We start from the raw sequence: 19,816 nt of genomic DNA, 5'->3' as shown, positions 1-19,816 counted from the left end.
TCCGAGATCGTTGCGTTTGCCGGAACGGGCACCATCCCCAAGGACCTGAATGAGAAGGTTCGCCGCGACCAAAGCCCATATGCGAGGTTCACCGCGATGCATTCCATCCAAGATCGCCCTTCCGTCTCCATCATCATAGCCAACTACAACTACGCCCACTTTCTGCCGCGCGCGATCGACAGTGCGCTTTCCCAGCATTACGGCGATGTCGAGGTCATCGTTGCCGATGACGCATCGACCGATAACTCCGCCGAGGTGATCGCCTCCTATGGAAACCGGATCAAAGCGTGCAGGCGAAAGGCGAATGGCGGCCACGGCGCCGCTTTCAACACGGGATTCGCGGCAAGCCGGGGCGGGATCGTTCTCTTCCTCGACGCCGACGACTATCTGTACCCGGAGGCCGTATCCGAGATCGTCGCCAACTGGGAAGACGACACGGCGCAGATGCAATTCAGGCTGCACCTCGTCGACGAGCGCCAGCGGATCAAGGACATCTTCCCGCCGCCGCAAGTGCCTTTCGATTCCGGCGACGTCACGCCGCAATTGCTGCGCCGGGCGCGCTATCAGACGACCGTCACGAGCGGGCTCGCCTTCGCCCGTTCGGCCCTCGATGTCATCATTCCCGTCCCGGAAAGCGAGTTCCGGCAGGGGGCCGACGGCTATCTGGTCACGCTCGCGCCACTATACGGGAAAGTGACGTCGCTCGACGTCTGCCTCGGCGCCTATCGGATGCACGGAAACAATCATTCGGTTTTCGCGGAGAAGCTCGGCCAGCGGGCGCGCTGGCGGGTGGAGCACGACTTTCACCGGCTGCAGGCGCTCGCGGACCAGGCTGGCGACGTCGGGCTCGAGGTTCGCCCCGACGCGAATCTGCGCGATCCGGTGCATCTGGAGGAGCGCCTGGCTTCCCTTTGCGTGGACAGCCGGCGCCATCCGGTGGCGGAGGATTCCCGCCTGGCGCTGGCGACCGCCGGCGCCGTCGCCAGCATGGACATGAATGTCTCGCTGCGCCGCCGCGCGATGCTCGCCGCATGGTTCCTGTCCGTCGGGCTGCTGCCGCAGCGCATGGCGAAGGCGGTCCTGTCATGGAAGCTCGTCGCTTCCTCGAGGCCCGCCGTTCTCGCGAGGCTTTCCAGGACCATCCGCCACGTCGTGGGCTGAAGCATTTTGCAGTCAGGTGGAATCACCCGACGTCGCTCAAATGCGGAAAAAAGCAAACAGGTAGAGCGGTGGCGCGAACGCATGTGAGTGCATCCCGCTCCTGCCGGGTGACCTTCACCAAACCTCGGGTAGTCCCACGGCTCCCCCGGATGTTCGCCGCGCTACGTCGGAAGGACTAAGGGCCAACCTCCCGCGTCTGATGTAATATCAGCTTTCGCTCAAACAGCGGAGGAACGCGGCATGCGCACGATCACGCTTTGCGCGCTGGCCCTTCTATTGTGGGCCAACTCCCATGCGGCAGACAGGACGATCCAGATCCCGGGCCACAAATTCCGAACTGCGGAGAATTGCGTGCGCCGGGCGCCGATCGGCAAGTTCGATCGCAAGTGCGACATTCCGATTGTCGGCTGGCGTGGGGCCGAGGGCCTGTGGCTCCCGAGTGTTTCCCAAGGCGCGCCTGGAGGGTTTGGGTTCTAGAGCATTTTGCAGTCAGGTGGAATCACCTGACGTCGCACCAATGCGTCAAAACACAGATAGGGCGGCGGGCGCGAACGCATGTGAGCGCATCCCGCTCTAATGCATGTCGCCCAAAAGTGCGCAGCGGTTTTGGGACGACGCCATGCATGAGAACAAAAACCTAAGCGCATCGCATGAATTCAATTGCTACGCGCTTTAGCCAAGAAGGCAAGGGCTCGTTGCATGAGAGCACTCTAAACAAAGCGCGATAAACAAGGCGCGTTGTGGTAGATTTGGGACGGGAGCAACGCCGGCTTGTGGAGAAGCCCGATGGTGGCCTGCCCGGTTTCGGGTCGGTCCGCCGTCAACGTTGCACCAGCATCTCCGCCGGCCGGATCGGGCGGGCCTCCATGGGGCGGTCCGCAAGGGAGCTCGGATTGGGAGGTGTATGATGGTGCGCAAACTGTGTCTCGCCTTGGCGGTAGGGGCATCGGCGCTCGCGATCAGCGGGCTAGCCTGGGCCGATATTACGATCCTCGTGCCCTCGGGCAGCGAAGGCGACGGCTTGAGAGCCGCCGCCGCCGACTACGCCAAGATGAAGGGCACGAAGGTGGAGGCGGTCCAGGCGCCCTATGCCAATGTCTTCGAACAGGGCGCCAATGCAGGCGCGACGAAGTCCGGCGTCTTTGACATCATTCTCATGGATGATCCGTGGATTCCGTTCTTCGCCGAGAACGGGCACCTCGAGGACTTGACCGAATACTTCAAGAAGGCCGGCCTGGAAGGCCCGGATGACGACTTCCTGTCGAAGTCGCTGGCGATCTGCCGCAATCCCTACAACACGGGGCCGTATGTATGCCTGCCCTATGTGGGCAACGCCCAGATGTTCTTCTATGACGCCGCGAAATTCAAGGAGGCTGGCGTCGACGCGCCGAAGACCTGGGACGATGTATTGAAGGCTGCGAAGACGCTGACGGAGCAGGGCGGCGGCCGCTATTTCGGCTACGTCTTCCGCGGCGGCCAGGGCAACCCGGTCGTTGCCGATTTCATGCCGATCTTCTGGTCCTACGGGGCCGACATGTTCAACGCGGACCGGACGAAGGTGACGATCGACACGCCCGAGGGCGCTGCGGCCATGAAGACATTCATGGCGCTACGCGACGTCTCGCCCAAGGGAGTTGAAAGTTATAACGCCAACGAGGTGGGAACCGCGCTTGCCGCCGGTACCGCCGCCTCGTCGATCAACTGGCCGAATTGGGTCGCCACCTTCGAGGATCCGACCCAGTCGAAGATGGTCGGCAAGATTTCCTACAGCCCGATCCCGGCCGGCACCAAGCCGGGGAGCTCGGAAATCGGCCACTGGACCATGGGAATCATGGCAGCCTCGAAGAACAAACAGGAGGCCTTCGATTTCATGCTCTGGGCAACCTCGGCCGAACAGATCAAGGTTTCCGCCGAGCGCGGCAATCCGCCCGTCCGCGCCTCGGTCTTCACCGATCCGGAACTGACGAAGCAGGAGAAGTTCCGGCACTATCCGGTGCTGATGGAGGCGATCCAGGCCTCGACGCCGCGTCCGCGCCACCCGAAATGGCCTGAGATCGAGAATGCCTTCGGCATCGAGCTTTCCAAGGCGGTCGCCGGCACGATCACGCCGGAAGAGGCGCTGAAGAACTCGCAGGCCGCGATCGAGCAGATCACCGGGCTCAAATAGGCGACCAACGTGCCCGGGGGGCGGGGCTTTTCCGCCCCCCGCACGGCTCACGGGAGGGTCCGATGGTGAAGGCGGGAGGCGGTCTGGAGTGCTGGGCGGAGCGTCATCTGCGCTACCTGATGCTCGCTCCGACGGTGCTCATCCTGCTGGCGCTGACGATCTTCCCCAGCATCTACATGTTCTATGCGGCGGTGCACCGTGTCAGCCCCAATCCGGACCTGCCCTGGCAGTTCGTGGGATTCGACAATTTCGGCAGGCTTCTTGTCGACGCGCAGTTTCAGGTGGCGCTTCGCAACACCGCCGTCTTCACCATCATCGCGGTATCGATCGAGTTCCTCCTCGGCCTTGGCCTGGCGCTGCTCCTCGACAGGTTCATCCGCCGGCTCACGTTTCTGAAGACAGTGCTGATGGTTCCGATGATGCTGCCGCCGATCGCCGTTGCGATCACCTGGAAGCTTATCTATGAGCCGCAGTTCGGCGTCCTGAACGAGATCATGTTCCGTCTCGGGCTTCCGACCCAGGCCTGGGCGGGCGATGTGAACCTGGCGATGTTCTCCATTATCGTCGCGGATGTCTGGCAATGGACGCCGTTCATCTTTCTATTGATGCTGGCGGGGCTCGCGAGCCTGCCGGTCGAGCCCTACGAGGCGGCGGCGCTCGACGGCGCCTCATCCTGGCGGCAGTTCTGGGACCTGACGCTCCCCTTCCTGAAGCCCGTCATCGCCATCGCGCTTCTGCTTCGCGTGATGGACGCGCTGCGTCTCTTTGATCTTGTCTTCATTCTGACGGGAGGCGGGCCGGCGGACCGGACCAAGGTCCTGAGCCTCTATATCTACCAGGTTGCCTACCGCTTCGCCGATCCCGGCTATGCGGCGGCGATATCGCTCTTCGTGCTGTTCGTGACGATCATCCTCAGCACCTGGTTCATGAAACGCATGCGGCTGGCGGAGTGAGTGGCGATGGCGACCGCGATCAGAACCCGCAGCCGCGCCTGGGAGAGGGCGCTGCGCATCGCTGCCTATCTTACGATCCTCGTCGCCCTCGTTCTGACGCTCTTCCCCGTCTATTGGATCGCGGCGAACTCCTTCAAATTCGACATCGACATCTTCGCGGTGCCGCCAGAATGGGTGCCGCGGAACCCAACGCTGAAACATTACGACGAAGCCTTCATCGAGCGTCCGTTCCTGCGCTATGCGCTGAACAGCTTCCTCGTCGCGGTCGGCACGACCGTGGTCTCCGTGACTTTCGGCACCATGGCCGGCTATGCACTCGCGCGGTTCAGCTATCCTTGGCAGTGGCGAAGGCAGATCTCCTTCTGGATCCTGTCGACCCGGATGATGCCGCCGATCGTAAGCATCATTCCGCTCTACCTGTTCTTCAACTATTTCGACATGCTCAACACGAAGTCGGCATTGATCATCGCCTACACCGCCTTCAACCTGCCGTTTGCGACCTGGATGATGAAGAGCTATTTCCAGGACCTGCCGATCGAGCTCGAAGAAGCGGCGATCGTCGACGGCGATACGCGCTGGGGCGCGTTCCTGCATGTGGCGCTGCCGCTCGCGCGGCCGGGACTTGCGGCAACGGCCATCTTCTCCCTGATCATCTCCTGGAACGAATTCCTGCTGTCGCTGGTAATTACGCTGACCGAGCAGTCACAGACGCTCCCGATCGGCATTGCAGGGCGGGTGACGCAGTACAACACCTATTGGGGCGAAATCAGCGCCGCCGGCTTCATGGCCTGCGTGCCGATCGTCATCTTCGCCTTCATCGTCCAGAAGCATCTCGTCCGGGGGCTTTCCCTCGGTGCCGTCAAGGGGTGAAGGGAGAGGGGTCGAGGCCTATGGCGTCCGTCAGGTTCGAGAGAGTCACAAAGAAGTTCGGCGAGTTCGTCGCCGTCCACGACTTCGACCTCGAGATCCGCGACAAGGAGTTCCTCGTGCTGCTCGGGCCATCGGGCTGCGGCAAGACGACGACCATGCGCATGGTCGCGGGCCTCGAGGAGGCGACCTCCGGCGACATCTATATCGATGCCGACCGTATCAACGACGTCCTGCCGAAATACCGCGACGTGGCCATGGTTTTCCAGTCCTACGCGCTCTACCCGCACCTGACGGTCGAGGACAATATCGGCTACCCGCTGAAGATCCGCAAAGTGCCGCCGGAGGAATACAAGCGCCGGGTGAGCGAGGTGGCGCGGCGGGTCGAGCTCGATACCATGCTCAAGCGCCTGCCGAAGGAGCTTTCCGGCGGCCAGCGCCAGCGCGTGGCGCTCGCGCGCGCCATCGTGCGCACGCCGCGCGTCTTCCTGATGGACGAGCCGCTGTCGAACCTCGATGCCAAGCTCAGGACGCAGATGCGCGCGGAACTGAAGCACCTGCAGCACGAATTGCAGGTGACGACGATCTATGTCACCCACGACCAGATCGAGGCGATGACGCTTGCCAACCGTGTGGCGGTCATGAACAAGGGCGTGATCGAGCAGCTCGGGACGCCGCGGGAAATCTACAATGATCCGCGCACCCTGTTCGTCGCCGGCTTCATCGGTTCGCCGTCGATGAACCTGATCCCGGGCGAGGTGAAGGACGGCGTCTTCGAGAGCGCGGGCTTGAGGGTGGGCGGTGCCGGCCGCGTCACCATCCCGCGCGCGGTTCTCGGCGTACGTCCCGAAGACGCTCTCGTCACCGCTGCAGACGACGCCCAGGCCAACCTGGTCGCGCCGATCTATTCGGTCGAGCTCACCGGCGAGAATACGCTCGTCAGCCTGCAACTGGGCGGCCGGCTCATGACCTTGCGCGCCGACAAGAATTTCGCCGGGCAGATCGACCAGCCCGCCGGCGTCAAGATCGCCAGGGATCGCATGTTCCTGTTCGATGCCGACACAGAGCGGCGTGTCGATTTCAAGCCGGAGGGTTGAGATGCCGGATGCGGGTGGACAAGGCGCGGCGGTTGTCGCGATAGTCCCTAGGAGAGGGGCAGGGGCAGCCGCAGTCGCTCTCTTCATTGCCTCCGGTGCGCTCGCCGGCGAGAGCGGGCCGATCACCGGCAACCCGCTTGTCGATATCCCGGCCGGGCCTTTCGTCTTCGGCCGCGACGACGGGCCCGACAACGAGCGCCCGCGCCTCGTGGTAGAGGGGCGGCCCTTCGCGATCAACCGCACGGAGATCACCAACCGGCAATATGCCCACTTCGTTGCCGAAACCGGTCATCGGCCCGCCTTCTATGCCGATCACCCGGTGCTTGGGCTCGACGAGCGTCCCGTCGTTGGCGTCAGTTGGGCCGATGCCGACGCCTTCTGCCGCCACTATGGTCTCTCGCTGCCGTCGGAAGAGCAATACGAGCGGGCCGCGCGGGGTACTGCCGGCCAACCGTTTCCGTGGGGGGCGGCGCCACCGGACGCGACCCGGGTCAACGCCGGTGCCGAGGTCTGCTGCGCTGGAGACGCGCGCGACGGCTATGCGATGACGGCGCCGGCAGACTCTTTCCCGGGCGGCGCGAGCAGCGAGGGCGTGCTCCATCTCGTCGGCAATGTCTGGGAGTGGACAAGCGATGTCTACGCCCCTGACGAGCCGGCCGGAGAAGCCCCGCAGCAGGGCGGGGCTGTGTTCCGCGTGCTTCGCGGCGGCGCCTGGAACAGCGATCCACGTCACCTGACGGCGACCTACCGGCTCGCCTACGATCCGGATTTCCGTTTCTCTGCCAATGGCGGCTTCCGATGCCTACGCTCCGCGCCCTGATCGCTGCCGCCGTGCTTGTCTTCCTGGCACCCCATGCGGGTGCCGGACCGTCGGGTTCGCCGAACTACAGGCTCGAGACCGTTCATGTGCCGGCTGCTGCCTTTGGAGGCCTCGCTCGCGACGGCGATGCGCTGCTTGTAACCGATCTCGCGGGCGGGCGGCTTTACCGCCGCGACGCGGAGCGCCGCCTCGCCGCATTTGGCCCGATCTTCCCGCACGGCAAGGACGTGATCGGCGATCCGACCGGGCCGTACCGTGTCGCCCGGGTGGGTGACGTGTTCGTCGTCGCCCAGGGCTGGACGCCGGCCAATGCGGAGCCGGGGCGGCTCGACCACGCGCTCGTCGCGCTTGACGAGGCCGGCGGAACCCGCGTCGTCGGCAACGATTTCTGGAACCCCTTCGATTTCGTCGCGGCCGCCGATGGCTTTTACGTGGTCGACGCCGCGCGCAACAGCGTCGAGCACCTGCGCGCAAATGGGGAGCGAAATACCGTCGTCAGCTTCAAGCGCATGAAGCAGGCGGCGCGAACGCTGCAGCGCCTGTCGCCGACGGAGTTTTCGGAAGACGAGGAGTACGAGACCGACGCGGTACCGGCCGGCATCGCGCGGCGCGACGGCCGGCTTTATATCACCCTTTTCAGCGGTTTTCCTTTCGCGGCGGGCGCGGGTAAGGTCGTCTCGGTCCCGGAGACCGGCGATAGATCAGCGCCGCGGGTCGAGGCGCAGGGCCTGAATGCGCCGGTGGCGATCACCTTCGCCGACGATGGGACGATGCTCGTCCTGGAGCACGGGACTTATGATCAAAGCCGCGGTTTCGGGGAGGGCACCGGTCGTCTGCTGAAGTTCGATGGCAAGACGCGCCGCCGGGAGACCGTCCTTGCCGGCCTGACGCGGCCGGTATCCGTCCTCGTGTGGGACGAGCGCCAACTCGTCGTTTCCGATCTGGTCGGCAACCTTCATTTTCTGAAACGTTAGGGCGTTTTTGCAGTCAGGTGGAAACACCTGACGTCTCGGGGGCTATAAACGGTGCGAGGACCGGCGAAGACCGCCCGCTCAGTGCTTCGTGCTCGATTCGTCTCGAACCGCTTCCTCGTGATACCAGCAGCCATCGATGGCGGCACATACCTCCGACGCGGCGGGATCCGTCTTCCACTGCGCGTCGGATCGGCGTTCCTCACCCCGCCGCGGAACTCGCGTCGGGAACTGCAGGATCTTCGCGGACTTGCCGTGAAAACTCGTGGCCATGTTCTGGTCTCCCGTGAGTTCTGCTTGAGAAAGATAATACGGGCCGGCGGGATTTGCACATCATTTACGCGAAATGCCGAAAAAATATTCAATTGCCTGCCGGAATCGCAAGCACTCCTCGCCTTTTCCGTGCGGAGCATCGCGCGCGGTGTGATTTTTTAGGCAGCAGCACCCGCCTGATGCCTTTTGCGGCGCGAATCTAATGTGAGCGGCGTGCTCTTCCAAAGGCCGGCGGCTGGCAAAGCTTGGGAGTCGCAGCAAAATCAATGCAATGCCGGGCGGCGCGTCCTGGCTTTGCCGGCTTTGCCCACGCAATCGCAGCCAGGCGGTCCGGTTCAAATCCGTTGGCCGCCGCAAAAAAGAGTCGGGTCCGCCGGCGAACTGGCACACTTGATGCTTGGGGGGAGTGGATCCCTGGCGGTCGAGCATCGTTTCGCGTGTCGAGGCCGCTTCAGGATTGGCTCAAACCTCGCAGCACCACGTTAGAGAGATTCGCTGATGACAAAGTATAAGCTCGAGTACATCTGGCTCGATGGCTACACGCCGGTACCCAATCTCCGCGGCAAGACGCAGATCAAGGAATTCGATGCGTTTCCGACGCTCGACCAGCTTCCGCTCTGGGGCTTCGACGGCAGCTCGACGAACCAGGCCGAAGGCCGCAGCTCCGATTGCGTGCTGAAGCCGGTTGCCGTCTACCCGGATCCGGTCCGCACCAACGGCGTGCTGGTGATGTGCGAAGTCATGATGCCGGACGGCAAGACGCCGCATCCGTCGAACAGCCGCGCCACGATCCTCGACGACGAAGGCGCCTGGTTCGGTTTCGAGCAGGAATACTTCTTCTACAAGGACGGCCGTCCGCTCGGCTTCCCGGAGCAGGGCTATCCGGCACCGCAGGGCCCCTACTACACCGGCGTCGGCTACAAGAACGTCGGCAACATCGCCCGCCAGATCGTCGAAGAGCATCTCGACATCTGCCTGGCTGCCGGCATCAACCATGAAGGCATCAACGCGGAAGTCGCCAAGGGCCAGTGGGAATTCCAGGTCTTCGGCAAGGGCTCCAAGAAGGCCGCCGACGAAGTCTGGATGGCGCGCTACCTGCTGCAGCGCCTGACGGAAAAATACGGCATCGACATCGAATGGCACTGCAAGCCGCTCGGCGACACCGACTGGAACGGCTCCGGTATGCACTGCAACTTCTCGACCGCCTACATGCGCGAAGTCGGCGGCAAGGACTATTTCGAGGCGCTGATGGCAGCATTCGAAAAGAACCTGCAGGAGCACATCGCGGTCTACGGCCCGGACAACCACCTGCGCCTGACCGGCAAGCATGAAACGGCTCCGTGGAACAAGTTCAGCTACGGCGTTGCCGACCGTGGCGCGTCGATCCGCGTTCCGCACAGCTTCGTCAACAACGGCTACCGCGGCTATCTGGAAGATCGTCGTCCGAACTCCCAGGGCGACCCCTACCAGATCGCTTCGCGCGTGCTGAAGACGATCGATTCCGTCCCGACGGAAGTTTCGAAGGTAGCGTAACTCCCAAGCCTCTACATGGCGTCGACCTCATGGTCGGCGCCATGCTTTTTTCAGGTGGCGCCGCTCCGCTCGGCGAGAATCCACTCGACGGCCGCCACGATGTCGCCGGCCGTTGCCGTCGGCTGCGGCGAAAAGCGCGCTTCATCTCCCGCCCTGTATTTTCCCGTCCGCACCAGCAGCGCATGGCCGAGACCGGCGCTCAGCGCACCGGCAACATCCGTTTCCGCATCGTCCCCGACCATGACGGCCGCCGCGGCCGGGCAAGGTATGGTGGCAAGGGCCGAGCGGAAAAAGCCCGGAGCCGGTTTGCCGAGGACGATCGCCTTTTTCTGGCTGGCGAATTCCAGTGCGGCGACAAAGGCTCCCGCGTCGAGGCTCAACCGGCCGTCGGCGTCCCTGAAGGAGCGCTTCGGTGCAAGCGCCAGCAATTCGGCGCCATCGACCAGTTGCCGGAAGGCATCGTTGAGCGACCGGTAGTCGAAGGCGTCGCCGGCATCGCCGACGACGACCGCCGTGCCGCGGCTGCCGGCAGGCAGATGCTGAAATTCGGAGAGAAGATCGGAGTGGACGAGAAGATGTGCCGATCGGCCACGCTCGCGAAGCCAGTTGCAGGCTGCCGCAGCCGGCGTGAAGAGCTCATCGCCCGTCACCGCAAGCCCCAGTCTTTCGAGTTTGGCAAGGATCGACGGCTTGCTCGATCGGGTCGTGTTGCTGACGAAGCGTATCGGCAGCCCGGCCCCGCGCAGGCGCGCAACGGCTTCCGCCGCTCCGGGCAAGGCTTCCGCGCCATCATAGATGACGCCGGCAAGATCCAACAGCACAGCGCTGATCATGTGCTGAGGATGACATGTGGCTGGAGCCGGTCAAGGGGCGAGGCTCGGTTGCCATCGTCTGCTGTACCGGGCGGGCGAGGGCCGCGCCGTCAGGCGCAATCGAAGAACCTCAGCCCGGCGGCGGCCGAACAGCCGCCGTATGTTCTACAGTCGCCCCGCCCGCGGCAGGGCTCCGCGTCAGCCGCGGCGGGTGTCCGGGAAGTTGGCCGGATTGATGCCGAGGGTGTGGAGGTCGCGGGCGTTCGGGCGGCGGTGACCTTCGACTGCCGCGGCTGCGGCGGTCGCTGCGCCGAGAACGGCGAAGGCGCGGCCAATGAAGCCCATGCGGTGATTGCTAGTCATTGTCTTTGCTCACTTTTCCGTTTCAATTCGATGAGCAGAAGATGGGCCTGCGGCGGTCCTTTTGCAATGCACAAAACCTCAGTCCAGCCATGCAATGGAAGCAGGCCCGGTCGGCTGTCAGCCGACCGGGCCTGCAATCGAGCGGGACGGGCTGCCCCTCCACGTCCCGCTCTTCAAAGCGCCTTGGGAGGCGAAAGCGTCAGTCTTCGCTGGCGGCGAGCTGTGCGAGCACTTCGCCGCGCCCGCGGGCCCTGAGGATGAGCGGCACGATGAAGGCCAGCGCCGCGATCACCAGAAGCACCGCCGCGATCGGCGAGGTGAAGAGCACGGTGACGTCGCCCTGGCTGATCGAAAGTGCGCGGCGCAACTGCTGTTCCGCGAGCGGTCCGAGGATCAGGCCGACGACGACCGGGGCGATCGGGTACCCGAAAACCCGCATCACGTAGCCGAGCAGGCCGAAGGCAAGTAGCATGCCGAGCTCGAACACCGACGGATTGGCGCCGATCGTGCCGAGCGTGGCGAAGAGCAGGATGCCTGCATAGAGCCACGGCTTCGGGATCGTCAGCAGCTTCACCCAAAGCCCGATCAGCGGCAGATTCAGGACGAGCAGCATGAAGTTGGCGATCAACAGGCTCGCGATCAGGCCCCAGACGAGCTGCGGGTTGGTCGCGAAGAGCAGCGGCCCCGGCTGCAGGCCGTATTGCTGGAAGCCGGCGAGCATGATCGCCGCGGTTGCCGTTGTCGGCAGGCCAAGCGTCAGGAGCGGCACCAGCGTGCCGGCAGCCGAAGCGTTGTTCGCCGCTTCGGGACCGGCCACGCCTTCGATCGCGCCATTGCCGAATTCCTCGGGATGCTTGGTCAGGCGCTTCTCAGCGGCGTAGGAGAGGAAGGTGCCGATCTCGGCGCCGCCGGCCGGCATGGCGCCGATCGGGAAGCCGATGAAGGTGCCGCGCAGCCACGGCTTCCAGGAGCGTGCCCAGTCCATCGCGCTCATCCAGACGGAGCCTCGGACCGCTTCAACCGTTTCGGGGCCCTTGTCGCCCTGCGCGGCGATATAGAGCGTTTCGCCGATGGCGAACATCGCAACGGCAAGCGTCGTCACCTCGATACCGTCGAGCAGGTCCGGAACGCCGAAGGAAAGCCGCGCCTGGCCGGTCAACTGGTCGATGCCGATGCAGGCGAGCGTCAGGCCGACGAAAAGCGAGGTGAGGCCACGCAGCGTCGAGTCGCCGAAGGCGGAGGAGACGGTGACGAAGGCGAGCACCATCAGCGCGAAGTATTCGCGCGGGCCGAAGACGAGCGCGAGCTTGACGATGAAGGGAGCGATGAAGGCGAGCGCGAGCGTCGCGATGAGCCCGGCGACGAAGGAGCCGATCGCCGCCGTCGCGAGCGCGGGGCCGCCGCGACCGGCGCGCGCCATCTTGTTGCCCTCGAGCGCGGTGACGATCGAGGCGCTTTCGCCGGGCGTGTTGAGCAGGATCGACGTCGTCGAACCGCCGTACATGCCGCCGTAATAGATGCCGGCGAACATGATGAGCGAGCCGCCCGGGTCGAGCTGGTAGGTGACGGGGAGCAGCAGCGCGACCGTCAATGCCGGCCCGATGCCGGGCAGCACGCCGACGGCGGTGCCGAGCGTCACGCCGATGAGGGCGTAGAGCAGGTTCATCGGCTGGGCAGCGACCAGCAGCCCCTGCAGAAGGAATTCAAAAGTAGCCATGGTCGTCGGCCCTCTTAGAAGAACAGGCGTTCAAACGGTCCTGCCGGCAGCGACAATTGCAGGAGCTTGGCGAAAATCACCCAGACGAAGAAGCTGAAGGCGATACCGATGGGAATCGTGAGCCAAAGCCTGCGTTTTCCGAACCCGCCCGCCGTCAGGGCGAAGAGGATGCCGGTGGCGATCGAGAAGCCGAGAATGTTGAGCAGCAGCATCTGCGCCGCGAGCCCCGCGACGATCCAGATGACCGGGCCGAACTGCTGCGGTTCCCGCTCGGCGAAGTCGCCTCTGATGCCCTCGGCGGCCGTCCAGATTGCGAGGCCGATGAGACAGCAGGCGATGACGTAGGGCACCGTGGTCGGACCCACCTGCGAGTAGCCGGCAAGGCCGGTCAGGCGGGAAACGTCCCAGAAGATCACGCCGGCGATGACCGCCAGCACGGCGGCGATGATCAGCGCCGCCCTGTCAGGGCGGCGCGTTTCGACGGAAGGGGTGTTTCCCTTGTTCATTTGACCAGTCCGATGCCCTTAAGGACGGCTTCGGTGGCGGAAACATCCTTGGAGAGCTGTTCCTTGAAGGCGTCGCCGGCGAGATAGGTATCCTGCCAGCCCTTGGTCTTCAGCACTTCCTGCCAGCCGGCGGACTTGGCGAGCTTCTCGATGTCGGCCGTAACGGCAGCCTTCTGCTCTTCGGTCAGGCCGGGGGCGGCGGCAACCATGCGCCAGTTTTCGACGACGACGTCAAGGCCCGATTCTTTCAGCGTCGGAGCGTCGACGCCGGCGATGCGTTCGGCGCTGGTGACCGCGAGCAACCGGAGCGTGCCGGCCTTGACCTGCGATTCGAACTCGCCGTAGCCGGAGATGCCGGCGGTCACCTGGCTGCCGAGGATCGCGGCGAGCGCTTCGCCGCCGCCGGAATAGGCGATGTAGTTGATCTTCGTCGGATCGACGCCCGCGGCCTTGGCGATGAGGCCGACGGCGATGTGGTCGACACCGCCAGCCGAGCCGCCGGCCCAGGAGACGGTGCCCGGATCCTTCTTCAGCGCCTCGACGAGGTCGGCCATCGACTTGATCTCGGAAGCAGCCGGAACGACGATCGCCTCATATTCGCCGGTCAGGCGCGCGATCGGCTCGACGTCCTTGAGCGTCACCGGCGAATTGTTGGTGAGAATGGCGCCGACCATGACGTAGCCGCCGACGAGCAGCGCATTCGGGTTGCCCTTCTGCTGGCTCGCGAACTGGGCAAGGCCGATCGTGCCGCCGGCACCGGGCACGTTCTGCACCTGGACGTTGCCGGAAATGCCTTCTTGCTGCATGACGGTCTGCAGCGAACGGGCGGTCTGGTCCCAGCCGCCGCCGGGGTTCGCCGGCGCGATGATCGTGTAGTCGGCGGCGTAGGCCGGAAGCGCCAGCGCGCCGGCGAGAATGGATGCGATGAAGAAATGTTTCAAGGTCGGTCCTCCGTGAGGCGCGTTTCGCCACGCGCACGTTGATTATCGTCGCGAACGGGAGAAAGGCGATGGCGACCGCGTAAGCGCGACCTCCGACCGGATTGGTGATTTCCTCCCGAACGCTGCCGGCGATTCCGCCTCCACGGTCGCCAGCGGCTTTAAGCCATCACAGAAAGCTGACATTAACCTGACATCAACTCGGCTTCGCGTAAATCACTTGTTTACTTGCCGAAATATTCACTGCAGCCGCAGCACCTCGTTCCAGCGGGCAATCAGCCGCGCGCGCTTGACCTGGTCCAGATAGACCATCAGACCGGGGCTGACCGGCACCGGCTTGAGCTGTCCGCCGAGCATTTCCTGCATCGTGTTGGCGGTGTTCTCGCCGGCGACGTCGGGGCTCACCGCCGGGATCTGCAGCTCGCGCGCCATGATCGTCTGGCCCTCCTTCGACATGAAGAATTCGAGATAGCGCCGGCCGAGTTCGGGCGAGGCGGCGGCCTCCGGCACGAGGCCGATGCGCGACATCACCACGGTATAGTCCTTGGGAAGCACGATGCCGACGTCCGGATGCCGCGAGGCCCAGTCGGCGGCATAGGAGCCGAGGATATTGTAGCCGAGCACGAATCGCCCGTCCGAGACCCTTTCCAGGATCGCCTGGCTCGTCGAATAGAGCTTCACGCCCGCGGCCCCCATGGCCTGGATGACCGTCCAGATGTCGCCGAACTGCTCCTGGTCGCGCGACATGAACAGGAAACCGACCCCGGAGCGCTCGATGTCGTAGGTGCCGATGCGGCCGAATACGGCGCTTCCCTGCCGCTTGAGGTAGTCGACGAATTCGGCGCGCGTCGCCGGCGGACGCTCGTTCCGGAAGCTCGGCTTGTGATAGACGAAGACCGCCGGCTCGAAGGTCAGCGCATAGGCCGTGTTGCGCCAGTTGGCCCAGGCCGGCCAGCGGCCGCTCATCGGCAGCTCGCTGCGCTGCGCATAGCCGTCATTGCTGAGCTTGACCTGCAGGTCCATGGCGGACGAGAAGGCGAAATCGGCCGTCTTCTGGCCGGCGTCCGTCTCCTTGACGATCCGGTCGTAGATCTCGCCGGTCAGCATGTCCTCGTAGCGCACGGCCACGTCCGGATTGGCCTTCTGGAAGCCGATGATCATCGGCCGTGCCAGGGGTTCGTCGAGCGAAGAATAGACGGTGAGAACGGGGGCGGCGGAATTGCCGGAAGGGGCCGGAAAGAACGCGATCGCCGCGTGCGCCGACGTGGAAAAGAGCACCAGAAAAGCAAGGGAAATCAAGAACCGCATAAATTCACAATGCCTCACGCCGCCGCCGTTCACAAGCAAGCTCGCGCCCGATAGAGTGTGGCCGGGAGAGTGGCATTTGCGAATCTTGCTTGTTGAAGACAACCGGGCCCTGGCGGAGGGTCTCTCGACGCTGTTGCGCGGTAGCGGCTATGCCGTCGACGTCGTCAGCGACGGCGCCTCCGCGCATGCGGTCGCCGCGGCCGAGAGCTTCGATCTGGTGATCCTGGACCTGAACCTGCCGGAAATGGACGGCCTCGACGTGCTGCGCGCCATGCGGGCGCGCCAGAATCGCGCCGCCGTGCTGATCCTGACGGCGCGTGGGACGCCGGAGGAGCGCATCAAGGGCCTCGACCTCGGCGCCGACGACTACCTGATCAAGCCGTTCGACATCGGCGAATTCGAGGCGCGGGTGCGCGTGCTCTTGCGCCGCCAGGCGGGATTGCGTGCCTCCGTCGTCAGCTACGGCGACGTCTCGCTGGACCTCACCGCCCGAAGCTTTTCGGCAGCCGGCGTACCGATCGAGATTCCCGCCCGCGAACTCGGCCTGCTCGAGCTCTTGTTCATGCGCGCCGGCAAAGTGGTCGCCAAGGATGCGATCGTACAGTCGCTGACCGGCCTCGACGACGATCTGAGCCCCAACGCCATCGAGCAATATGTGAGCCGGCTGCGCAAGCGTCTTGCGCCCTATGGTCTTACCGTCCGCACCGCGCGCGGCATCGGCTACTATCTCGACAAGACGGCCGCATCCGAATGAAGAGCGCCGTTTATTCGCTGCGGCGAAGGCTGCTTGCCTGGCTGCTGATATCGACCGCGGTCATCGGCGTCGTTGCGCTGGTCGACACCTACCGGGAGGCGGTGAAGACGGCGAATGCCGTCTCGGACCGGGTGCTCGCCGGATCGGCGCTCGCGATCGCCGAGCGCGTGGTCGTCGCCGAAGACGGCTCGCTGCAGGTCGACATCCCCTATGTGGCGCTCGAAATGCTGACCTCGGCCGCGCAGGACCGGGTTTTCTATCGGGTGGACGGGCCGCCGGGCGAATTCATCACCGGCTACCAGACGCTCCCCTCGCTACCCGAGAGTTCCGGTCAGCCGACGAGCTTCGCCGATGCGGTCTTCCGCGGCGAGCCGATCCGCGTGGCAGCGCTCAGGCGTTCCGCGTCGACAGGTGTCAACTCCGTTCCCTTCGTCGTGACCGTCGCCGAGACGACTATCGCGCGGCGCCAACTGGCCGAGACCATTCTTCTGCGCTCGGCCCTGCGCCTCGGGATGATGATCGCCGGCGCGGCGATGATCGTCTGGGTCGCCGTCACCTTCTCGCTGCGTCCGCTCTACCGCCTGGGCGATGCGATCGCCGAGCGCAGTCCCGACGACCTGCACCCGATCCGCGAGCGCGTGCCGAACGAGGTCCAGGGGCTCGTCGACACGGTCAACTCCTTCATGGTGCGCCTGCAATCGGCGCTCGACGCCCTTCGCCACTTCACCGGCAATGCCAGCCATCAGCTGAGAACGCCGCTCGCGATCATCCGCACGCAGCTCGCGCTGGCACAGCGGGCGACGACGATCGAGGAAACGCGGGCGGCGGCGGCAAAGGCCGATGAAGCCGTCTCCAATGCCGAGCGCATTCTCGCGCAACTCCTCCTGATGGCGAAGATCGACGCGGCGGGGAGGGACGAGGCGCGAGGCTCGGAGCGCATCGAGCTCGCCGGCCTCGCCCGCGCCATCACCGCCGACCATGTTCCGGCGGCGGGCGATGCCGGCATCGACCTCGGATTTGCGGGGGAGGGCGAGCATTGGGTGCGCGCCGAGCCGCTGCTCGTCGGCGAACTCCTGAAGAACCTGATCGGCAATGCGCTCCTCTATGCCGGGCGCGGCGCCGAGGTCACGGTCCGCGTCGAAGGGCGCGAGGAGACTGTCGTTCTGGAAGTGGAGGACAACGGCCCCGGGATCCGGCCGGAGCTGCGCGAGGCGGCACTCCAGCGCTTCCGCCGCGGCGGCGACGAGGCCCCCGGCACCGGTCTCGGCCTGCCGATCGTCGAGGAGATCGCGACACTCTACGGCGGGACGATGCGCCTGGAGGAAGGCGAGGGCGGCCGGGGCCTCAGGGTGGCGATCGCCTTTCCGGCGGGGTGAGGGCATGACGGAGCGGCAGGCGATGCGTTTTCGGGTCATCGGGCGCTGCACCCGCTCTGAGGCGGCAATCCGATCGCCTCCGTCAAATCAAAGTCCGCCCTCGAGCAAACGGCCCGCCCCGGAAATCCGCGGGCAGGCCGAGCTTGAGTGATCCCCAGTGCCCTCGATCAGAACGGCGAATCCGGGAAATAGAAGTCCTTCGCATTGTCCTTGGTGATGAGCGTCGCGTCGATCGTATAGGTGCCGCGCACCGGAACCTGGCCGTAGAAGTTGGCGGCCGTCATTTCGAGCGCGGTGCCCACCATTGCCGGCGGGTAGAGCACGTCGACCGGGATCATCTTGTCGCCGTCCATGACCTTCTTGATCATCTCCTTCGAACCGGCGCCGGCGACCACGTACTGGATGTCGGTGCGCTTGGCCTGTTCGATCGCCTGCAGCACGCCGACGGCCATGTCGTCGTCCTGGCACCAGACGACGTCGATCTGCGGATACTTGGTCAAGTAGTCCTGCATCACCTTGAAGGCGTCGTCACGGTTCCAGTTGCCGTATTGGCGGTCGAGGATTTCGACCTTCGAGCCGGCGATGCCCGCGTCGAAGCCGTCCTGGCGCTGCTGGTCGATCGGGATCGGCAGGCCGCGGATGACGACTACCTTGGCTTCGGGCGTGGTTGCCTTGATGTATTCGCCGGCGACCTGGCCGAGGGCGGGGTTGTTGCCGGCGACATAGAGGTCACGCACGCTGTTGTCGTTGACCGAGGGTGCACGGTCGACGAGCGCCACGAACGTGCCCTTGCCTTTGACCTCCTTGATGGCGTTGACCAGCGGATCGGGATCGGTCGGCAGGATCACCAGCGCGTCGATGCCCTGGGTTTCGAGGTCTTGCACGGCATTGGCCTGGCTTGCCGGATCCGGCGAGGTCTTGACGATGACGTTGAGGCCCGGATGCTGCTCCATGAGCTGCTTGGCGACGCGCTCGGCATGGAAGACGACGCCGGCGGTCCAGCCGTGGTCGGCCGCCGGAATCGACACGCCGATCGTTACCTTCTTTTCCTGCGCGTGGGCGACGCCCGTCAGTGCCATCATCGCGATGGCAGCGATGCCCATTAATCCCTTTCGCATGATTTCTTCCTCCCAATGTGTCAGGTCTTTGATATGGCCGGGTCACCCCGGCGGGGTCACGACTTTCGCACCAGCGAGCGCTGGACGAGCATCGCGATGATGATGATCGCACCCTGCATCGCGCCGATCAGGTATTCGCTGATGAAGTTCGACAGGAGCATGATGTTGCCGACCAATTCGAGGATGAAGGCGCCGCAGATCGTGCCCCAGACGCGGCCCGCGCCGCCCTTGAGCGCCGTGCCGCCGACGACGACGGCGGTGATCGCCTGCAGTTCCCAGAGGATGCCGGTGGTCGCCGAGGTCGAGCCGAGGCGCGGCACGTAGAGCAGCACCGCGATCGCGACGCAGAGGCCCTGGATGACGAAGGCGATGGTGCGCACACGGTTGACGGCGATGCCGGAATAGCGGGCGACGTCGCTGTTGGAGCCGACCGCCACCACGTGCCTGCCGTAGCGGGTGCGATAGAGGATGAAGGCGGCGACGGCGGTGACCGCGAGGATGATCGCGATCGGCACAGGGACCCCGAGAATGCTGCCGAAATAGGCCGGGCGATAGAGTTCCTGTATCGCCGGCTCGCGCAGCGTGATCGCGCCGCCTTGCGAAAGCCAGGTGGTCAGCCCGCGATAGATGCCCATGGTGCCGAGCGTGGCGATGAAGGGCTCGATCCTGCCGACGGTGGTGATCAGCCCGTTGGCAAGCCCGCAGGCCGCGCCGGCCGCGACGGCAAAGACGATTGCCGCCGTCAGCATCAGCGCCGGGTCGGCGATGACGCCGAAATTCATGAACAGGATCATCAGGCTCGCCACGAAGGCGACCATCGATCCGACCGAAAGATCGAGATCCCCCGCCGAGATGACGAAGGTCGCACCGACCGCGATGATGGCGATGAAGGCGCAGCGGGTCGCGACATTGGCGAGATTGTTGAGGCCAATGAAGTTGGGGTTGACGATCGCGCCGACGATCAACAGCAAGGCGAGCGCGGCAAAGGGCGCCACGGCCCTCAGATCGATGTCCCGCCAGGTACGGCGGTGACTTGTTGCTTGAAGGCTTTCCTCGTTCACGCTCATATCCACACTTGACCT

Annotated in this window: 20 protein-coding genes; 11 read left to right on the top strand and 9 right to left on the bottom strand. The window is 64.7% G+C overall.

Features of this window, described 5'->3' with window-relative positions; all coding sequences use genetic code 11:
- Positions 1-96: 96 nt before the first annotated feature.
- The 8 genes from ATB98_RS20210 to ATB98_RS20175 all read left to right on the top strand — a co-directional run bounded on the left by ATB98_RS20210 (position 97) and on the right by ATB98_RS20175 (position 8,039).
- Complete coding sequence (locus ATB98_RS20210; RefSeq protein WP_066877383.1) at positions 97-1,161, top strand: glycosyltransferase family 2 protein; 1,065 nt, start codon at positions 97-99, stop codon at positions 1,159-1,161.
- 240 nt (positions 1,162-1,401) lie between these two features.
- The gene (locus tag ATB98_RS20205) at positions 1,402-1,638 is read left to right on the top strand and encodes a hypothetical protein (RefSeq protein WP_066876766.1); all 237 of its coding nucleotides are present in this window, start codon (positions 1,402-1,404) and stop codon (positions 1,636-1,638) included.
- A 430-nt stretch (positions 1,639-2,068) separates the two neighbouring features.
- The gene (locus ATB98_RS20200) at positions 2,069-3,328 is read left to right on the top strand and encodes an ABC transporter substrate-binding protein (protein WP_066876764.1); all 1,260 of its coding nucleotides are present in this window, start codon (positions 2,069-2,071) and stop codon (positions 3,326-3,328) included.
- Positions 3,329-3,390: 62 nt separating this feature from the next.
- Complete coding sequence (locus ATB98_RS20195) at positions 3,391-4,281, top strand: carbohydrate ABC transporter permease (RefSeq protein ID WP_066876762.1); 891 nt, start codon at positions 3,391-3,393, stop codon at positions 4,279-4,281.
- Positions 4,282-4,287: 6 nt separating this feature from the next.
- Entirely contained in the window at positions 4,288-5,151 is an 864-nt protein-coding gene (locus tag ATB98_RS20190) for a carbohydrate ABC transporter permease (RefSeq protein ID WP_066876760.1), read from the top strand.
- Between the two features lie 20 nt (positions 5,152-5,171).
- Complete coding sequence (locus tag ATB98_RS20185; protein WP_066876758.1) at positions 5,172-6,245, top strand: ABC transporter ATP-binding protein; 1,074 nt, start codon at positions 5,172-5,174, stop codon at positions 6,243-6,245.
- A 1-nt stretch (position 6,246) separates the two neighbouring features.
- Positions 6,247-7,065, top strand: a complete 819-nt coding sequence (locus tag ATB98_RS20180) for a formylglycine-generating enzyme family protein (protein ID WP_084435617.1) — start codon at positions 6,247-6,249, stop codon at positions 7,063-7,065.
- On the top strand, positions 7,044-8,039 hold the full coding sequence (locus tag ATB98_RS20175) for a ScyD/ScyE family protein (protein ID WP_066876756.1): 996 nt from the start codon (positions 7,044-7,046) through the stop codon (positions 8,037-8,039). The genes ATB98_RS20180 and ATB98_RS20175 overlap by 22 nt, the downstream gene beginning before the upstream one ends.
- Before the next feature lie 78 nt (positions 8,040-8,117).
- Here the strand turns inward: ATB98_RS20175 and ATB98_RS20170 are convergent, their stop codons facing one another.
- Positions 8,118-8,309, bottom strand: coding sequence for a DUF2735 domain-containing protein (locus tag ATB98_RS20170; RefSeq protein ID WP_066876754.1), 192 nt, complete (start codon positions 8,307-8,309; stop codon positions 8,118-8,120).
- Positions 8,310-8,807: 498 nt separating this feature from the next.
- On the opposite strand from ATB98_RS20170, the gene ATB98_RS20165 reads away from it, so the two are divergent.
- Complete coding sequence (locus tag ATB98_RS20165; protein ID WP_066876752.1) at positions 8,808-9,842, top strand: glutamine synthetase beta-grasp domain-containing protein; 1,035 nt, start codon at positions 8,808-8,810, stop codon at positions 9,840-9,842.
- Positions 9,843-9,892: 50 nt separating this feature from the next.
- On the opposite strand, the gene ATB98_RS20160 is transcribed toward ATB98_RS20165, so the two are convergent.
- The 6 genes from ATB98_RS20160 to ATB98_RS20140 form a co-directional block, all read right to left on the bottom strand.
- Entirely contained in the window at positions 9,893-10,675 is a 783-nt protein-coding gene (locus ATB98_RS20160) for a TIGR01458 family HAD-type hydrolase (RefSeq protein ID WP_066876750.1), read from the bottom strand.
- A gap of 177 nt (positions 10,676-10,852) precedes the next feature.
- Positions 10,853-11,017 carry a hypothetical protein gene (locus tag ATB98_RS29100; RefSeq protein WP_153435418.1) on the bottom strand — a complete coding sequence of 55 codons (165 nt, stop codon included), beginning with the start codon at positions 11,015-11,017 and terminating at the stop codon, positions 10,853-10,855.
- 199 nt (positions 11,018-11,216) lie between these two features.
- Positions 11,217-12,734, bottom strand: coding sequence for a tripartite tricarboxylate transporter permease (locus tag ATB98_RS20155; RefSeq protein WP_066876748.1), 1,518 nt, complete (start codon positions 12,732-12,734; stop codon positions 11,217-11,219).
- 14 nt (positions 12,735-12,748) lie between these two features.
- Positions 12,749-13,240: a tripartite tricarboxylate transporter TctB family protein gene (locus ATB98_RS20150; protein WP_066876746.1), complete on the bottom strand. Its 492-nt coding sequence runs from the start codon at positions 13,238-13,240 to the stop codon at positions 12,749-12,751.
- Entirely contained in the window at positions 13,237-14,181 is a 945-nt protein-coding gene (locus ATB98_RS20145) for a Bug family tripartite tricarboxylate transporter substrate binding protein (RefSeq protein WP_066876744.1), read from the bottom strand. The genes ATB98_RS20150 and ATB98_RS20145 overlap by 4 nt, the downstream gene beginning before the upstream one ends.
- A 237-nt stretch (positions 14,182-14,418) precedes the next feature.
- On the bottom strand, positions 14,419-15,486 hold the full coding sequence (locus ATB98_RS20140) for an ABC transporter substrate-binding protein (RefSeq protein ID WP_066876742.1): 1,068 nt from the start codon (positions 15,484-15,486) through the stop codon (positions 14,419-14,421).
- A gap of 76 nt (positions 15,487-15,562) precedes the next feature.
- Here ATB98_RS20140 and ATB98_RS20135 point away from each other — a divergent pair, with 76 nt between their 5' ends.
- Positions 15,563-16,240 carry a response regulator transcription factor gene (locus ATB98_RS20135; RefSeq protein WP_066876740.1) on the top strand — a complete coding sequence of 226 codons (678 nt, stop codon included), beginning with the start codon at positions 15,563-15,565 and terminating at the stop codon, positions 16,238-16,240.
- Positions 16,237-17,616: a sensor histidine kinase gene (locus ATB98_RS20130; RefSeq protein ID WP_066876738.1), complete on the top strand. Its 1,380-nt coding sequence runs from the start codon at positions 16,237-16,239 to the stop codon at positions 17,614-17,616. Before ATB98_RS20135 ends, ATB98_RS20130 begins: the two co-directional genes overlap by 4 nt.
- A 167-nt stretch (positions 17,617-17,783) precedes the next feature.
- On the opposite strand, the gene ATB98_RS20125 is transcribed toward ATB98_RS20130, so the two are convergent.
- Positions 17,784-18,719 (bottom strand): substrate-binding domain-containing protein, encoded by a 936-nt coding sequence (locus ATB98_RS20125; protein ID WP_407695298.1) that lies wholly within the window; start codon positions 18,717-18,719, stop codon positions 17,784-17,786.
- 71 nt (positions 18,720-18,790) lie between these two features.
- Positions 18,791-19,801, bottom strand: a complete 1,011-nt coding sequence (locus tag ATB98_RS20120) for an ABC transporter permease (RefSeq protein WP_066876736.1) — start codon at positions 19,799-19,801, stop codon at positions 18,791-18,793.
- Positions 19,802-19,816: the final 15 nt, after the last annotated feature.

Origin of the sequence: Sinorhizobium saheli (assembly GCF_001651875.1) — a bacterium.
In the GTDB taxonomy this organism is placed as follows: Bacteria; Pseudomonadota; Alphaproteobacteria; order Rhizobiales; family Rhizobiaceae; genus Sinorhizobium; species Sinorhizobium saheli.
This window is presented reverse-complemented; position numbering and strand designations above follow the sequence as displayed.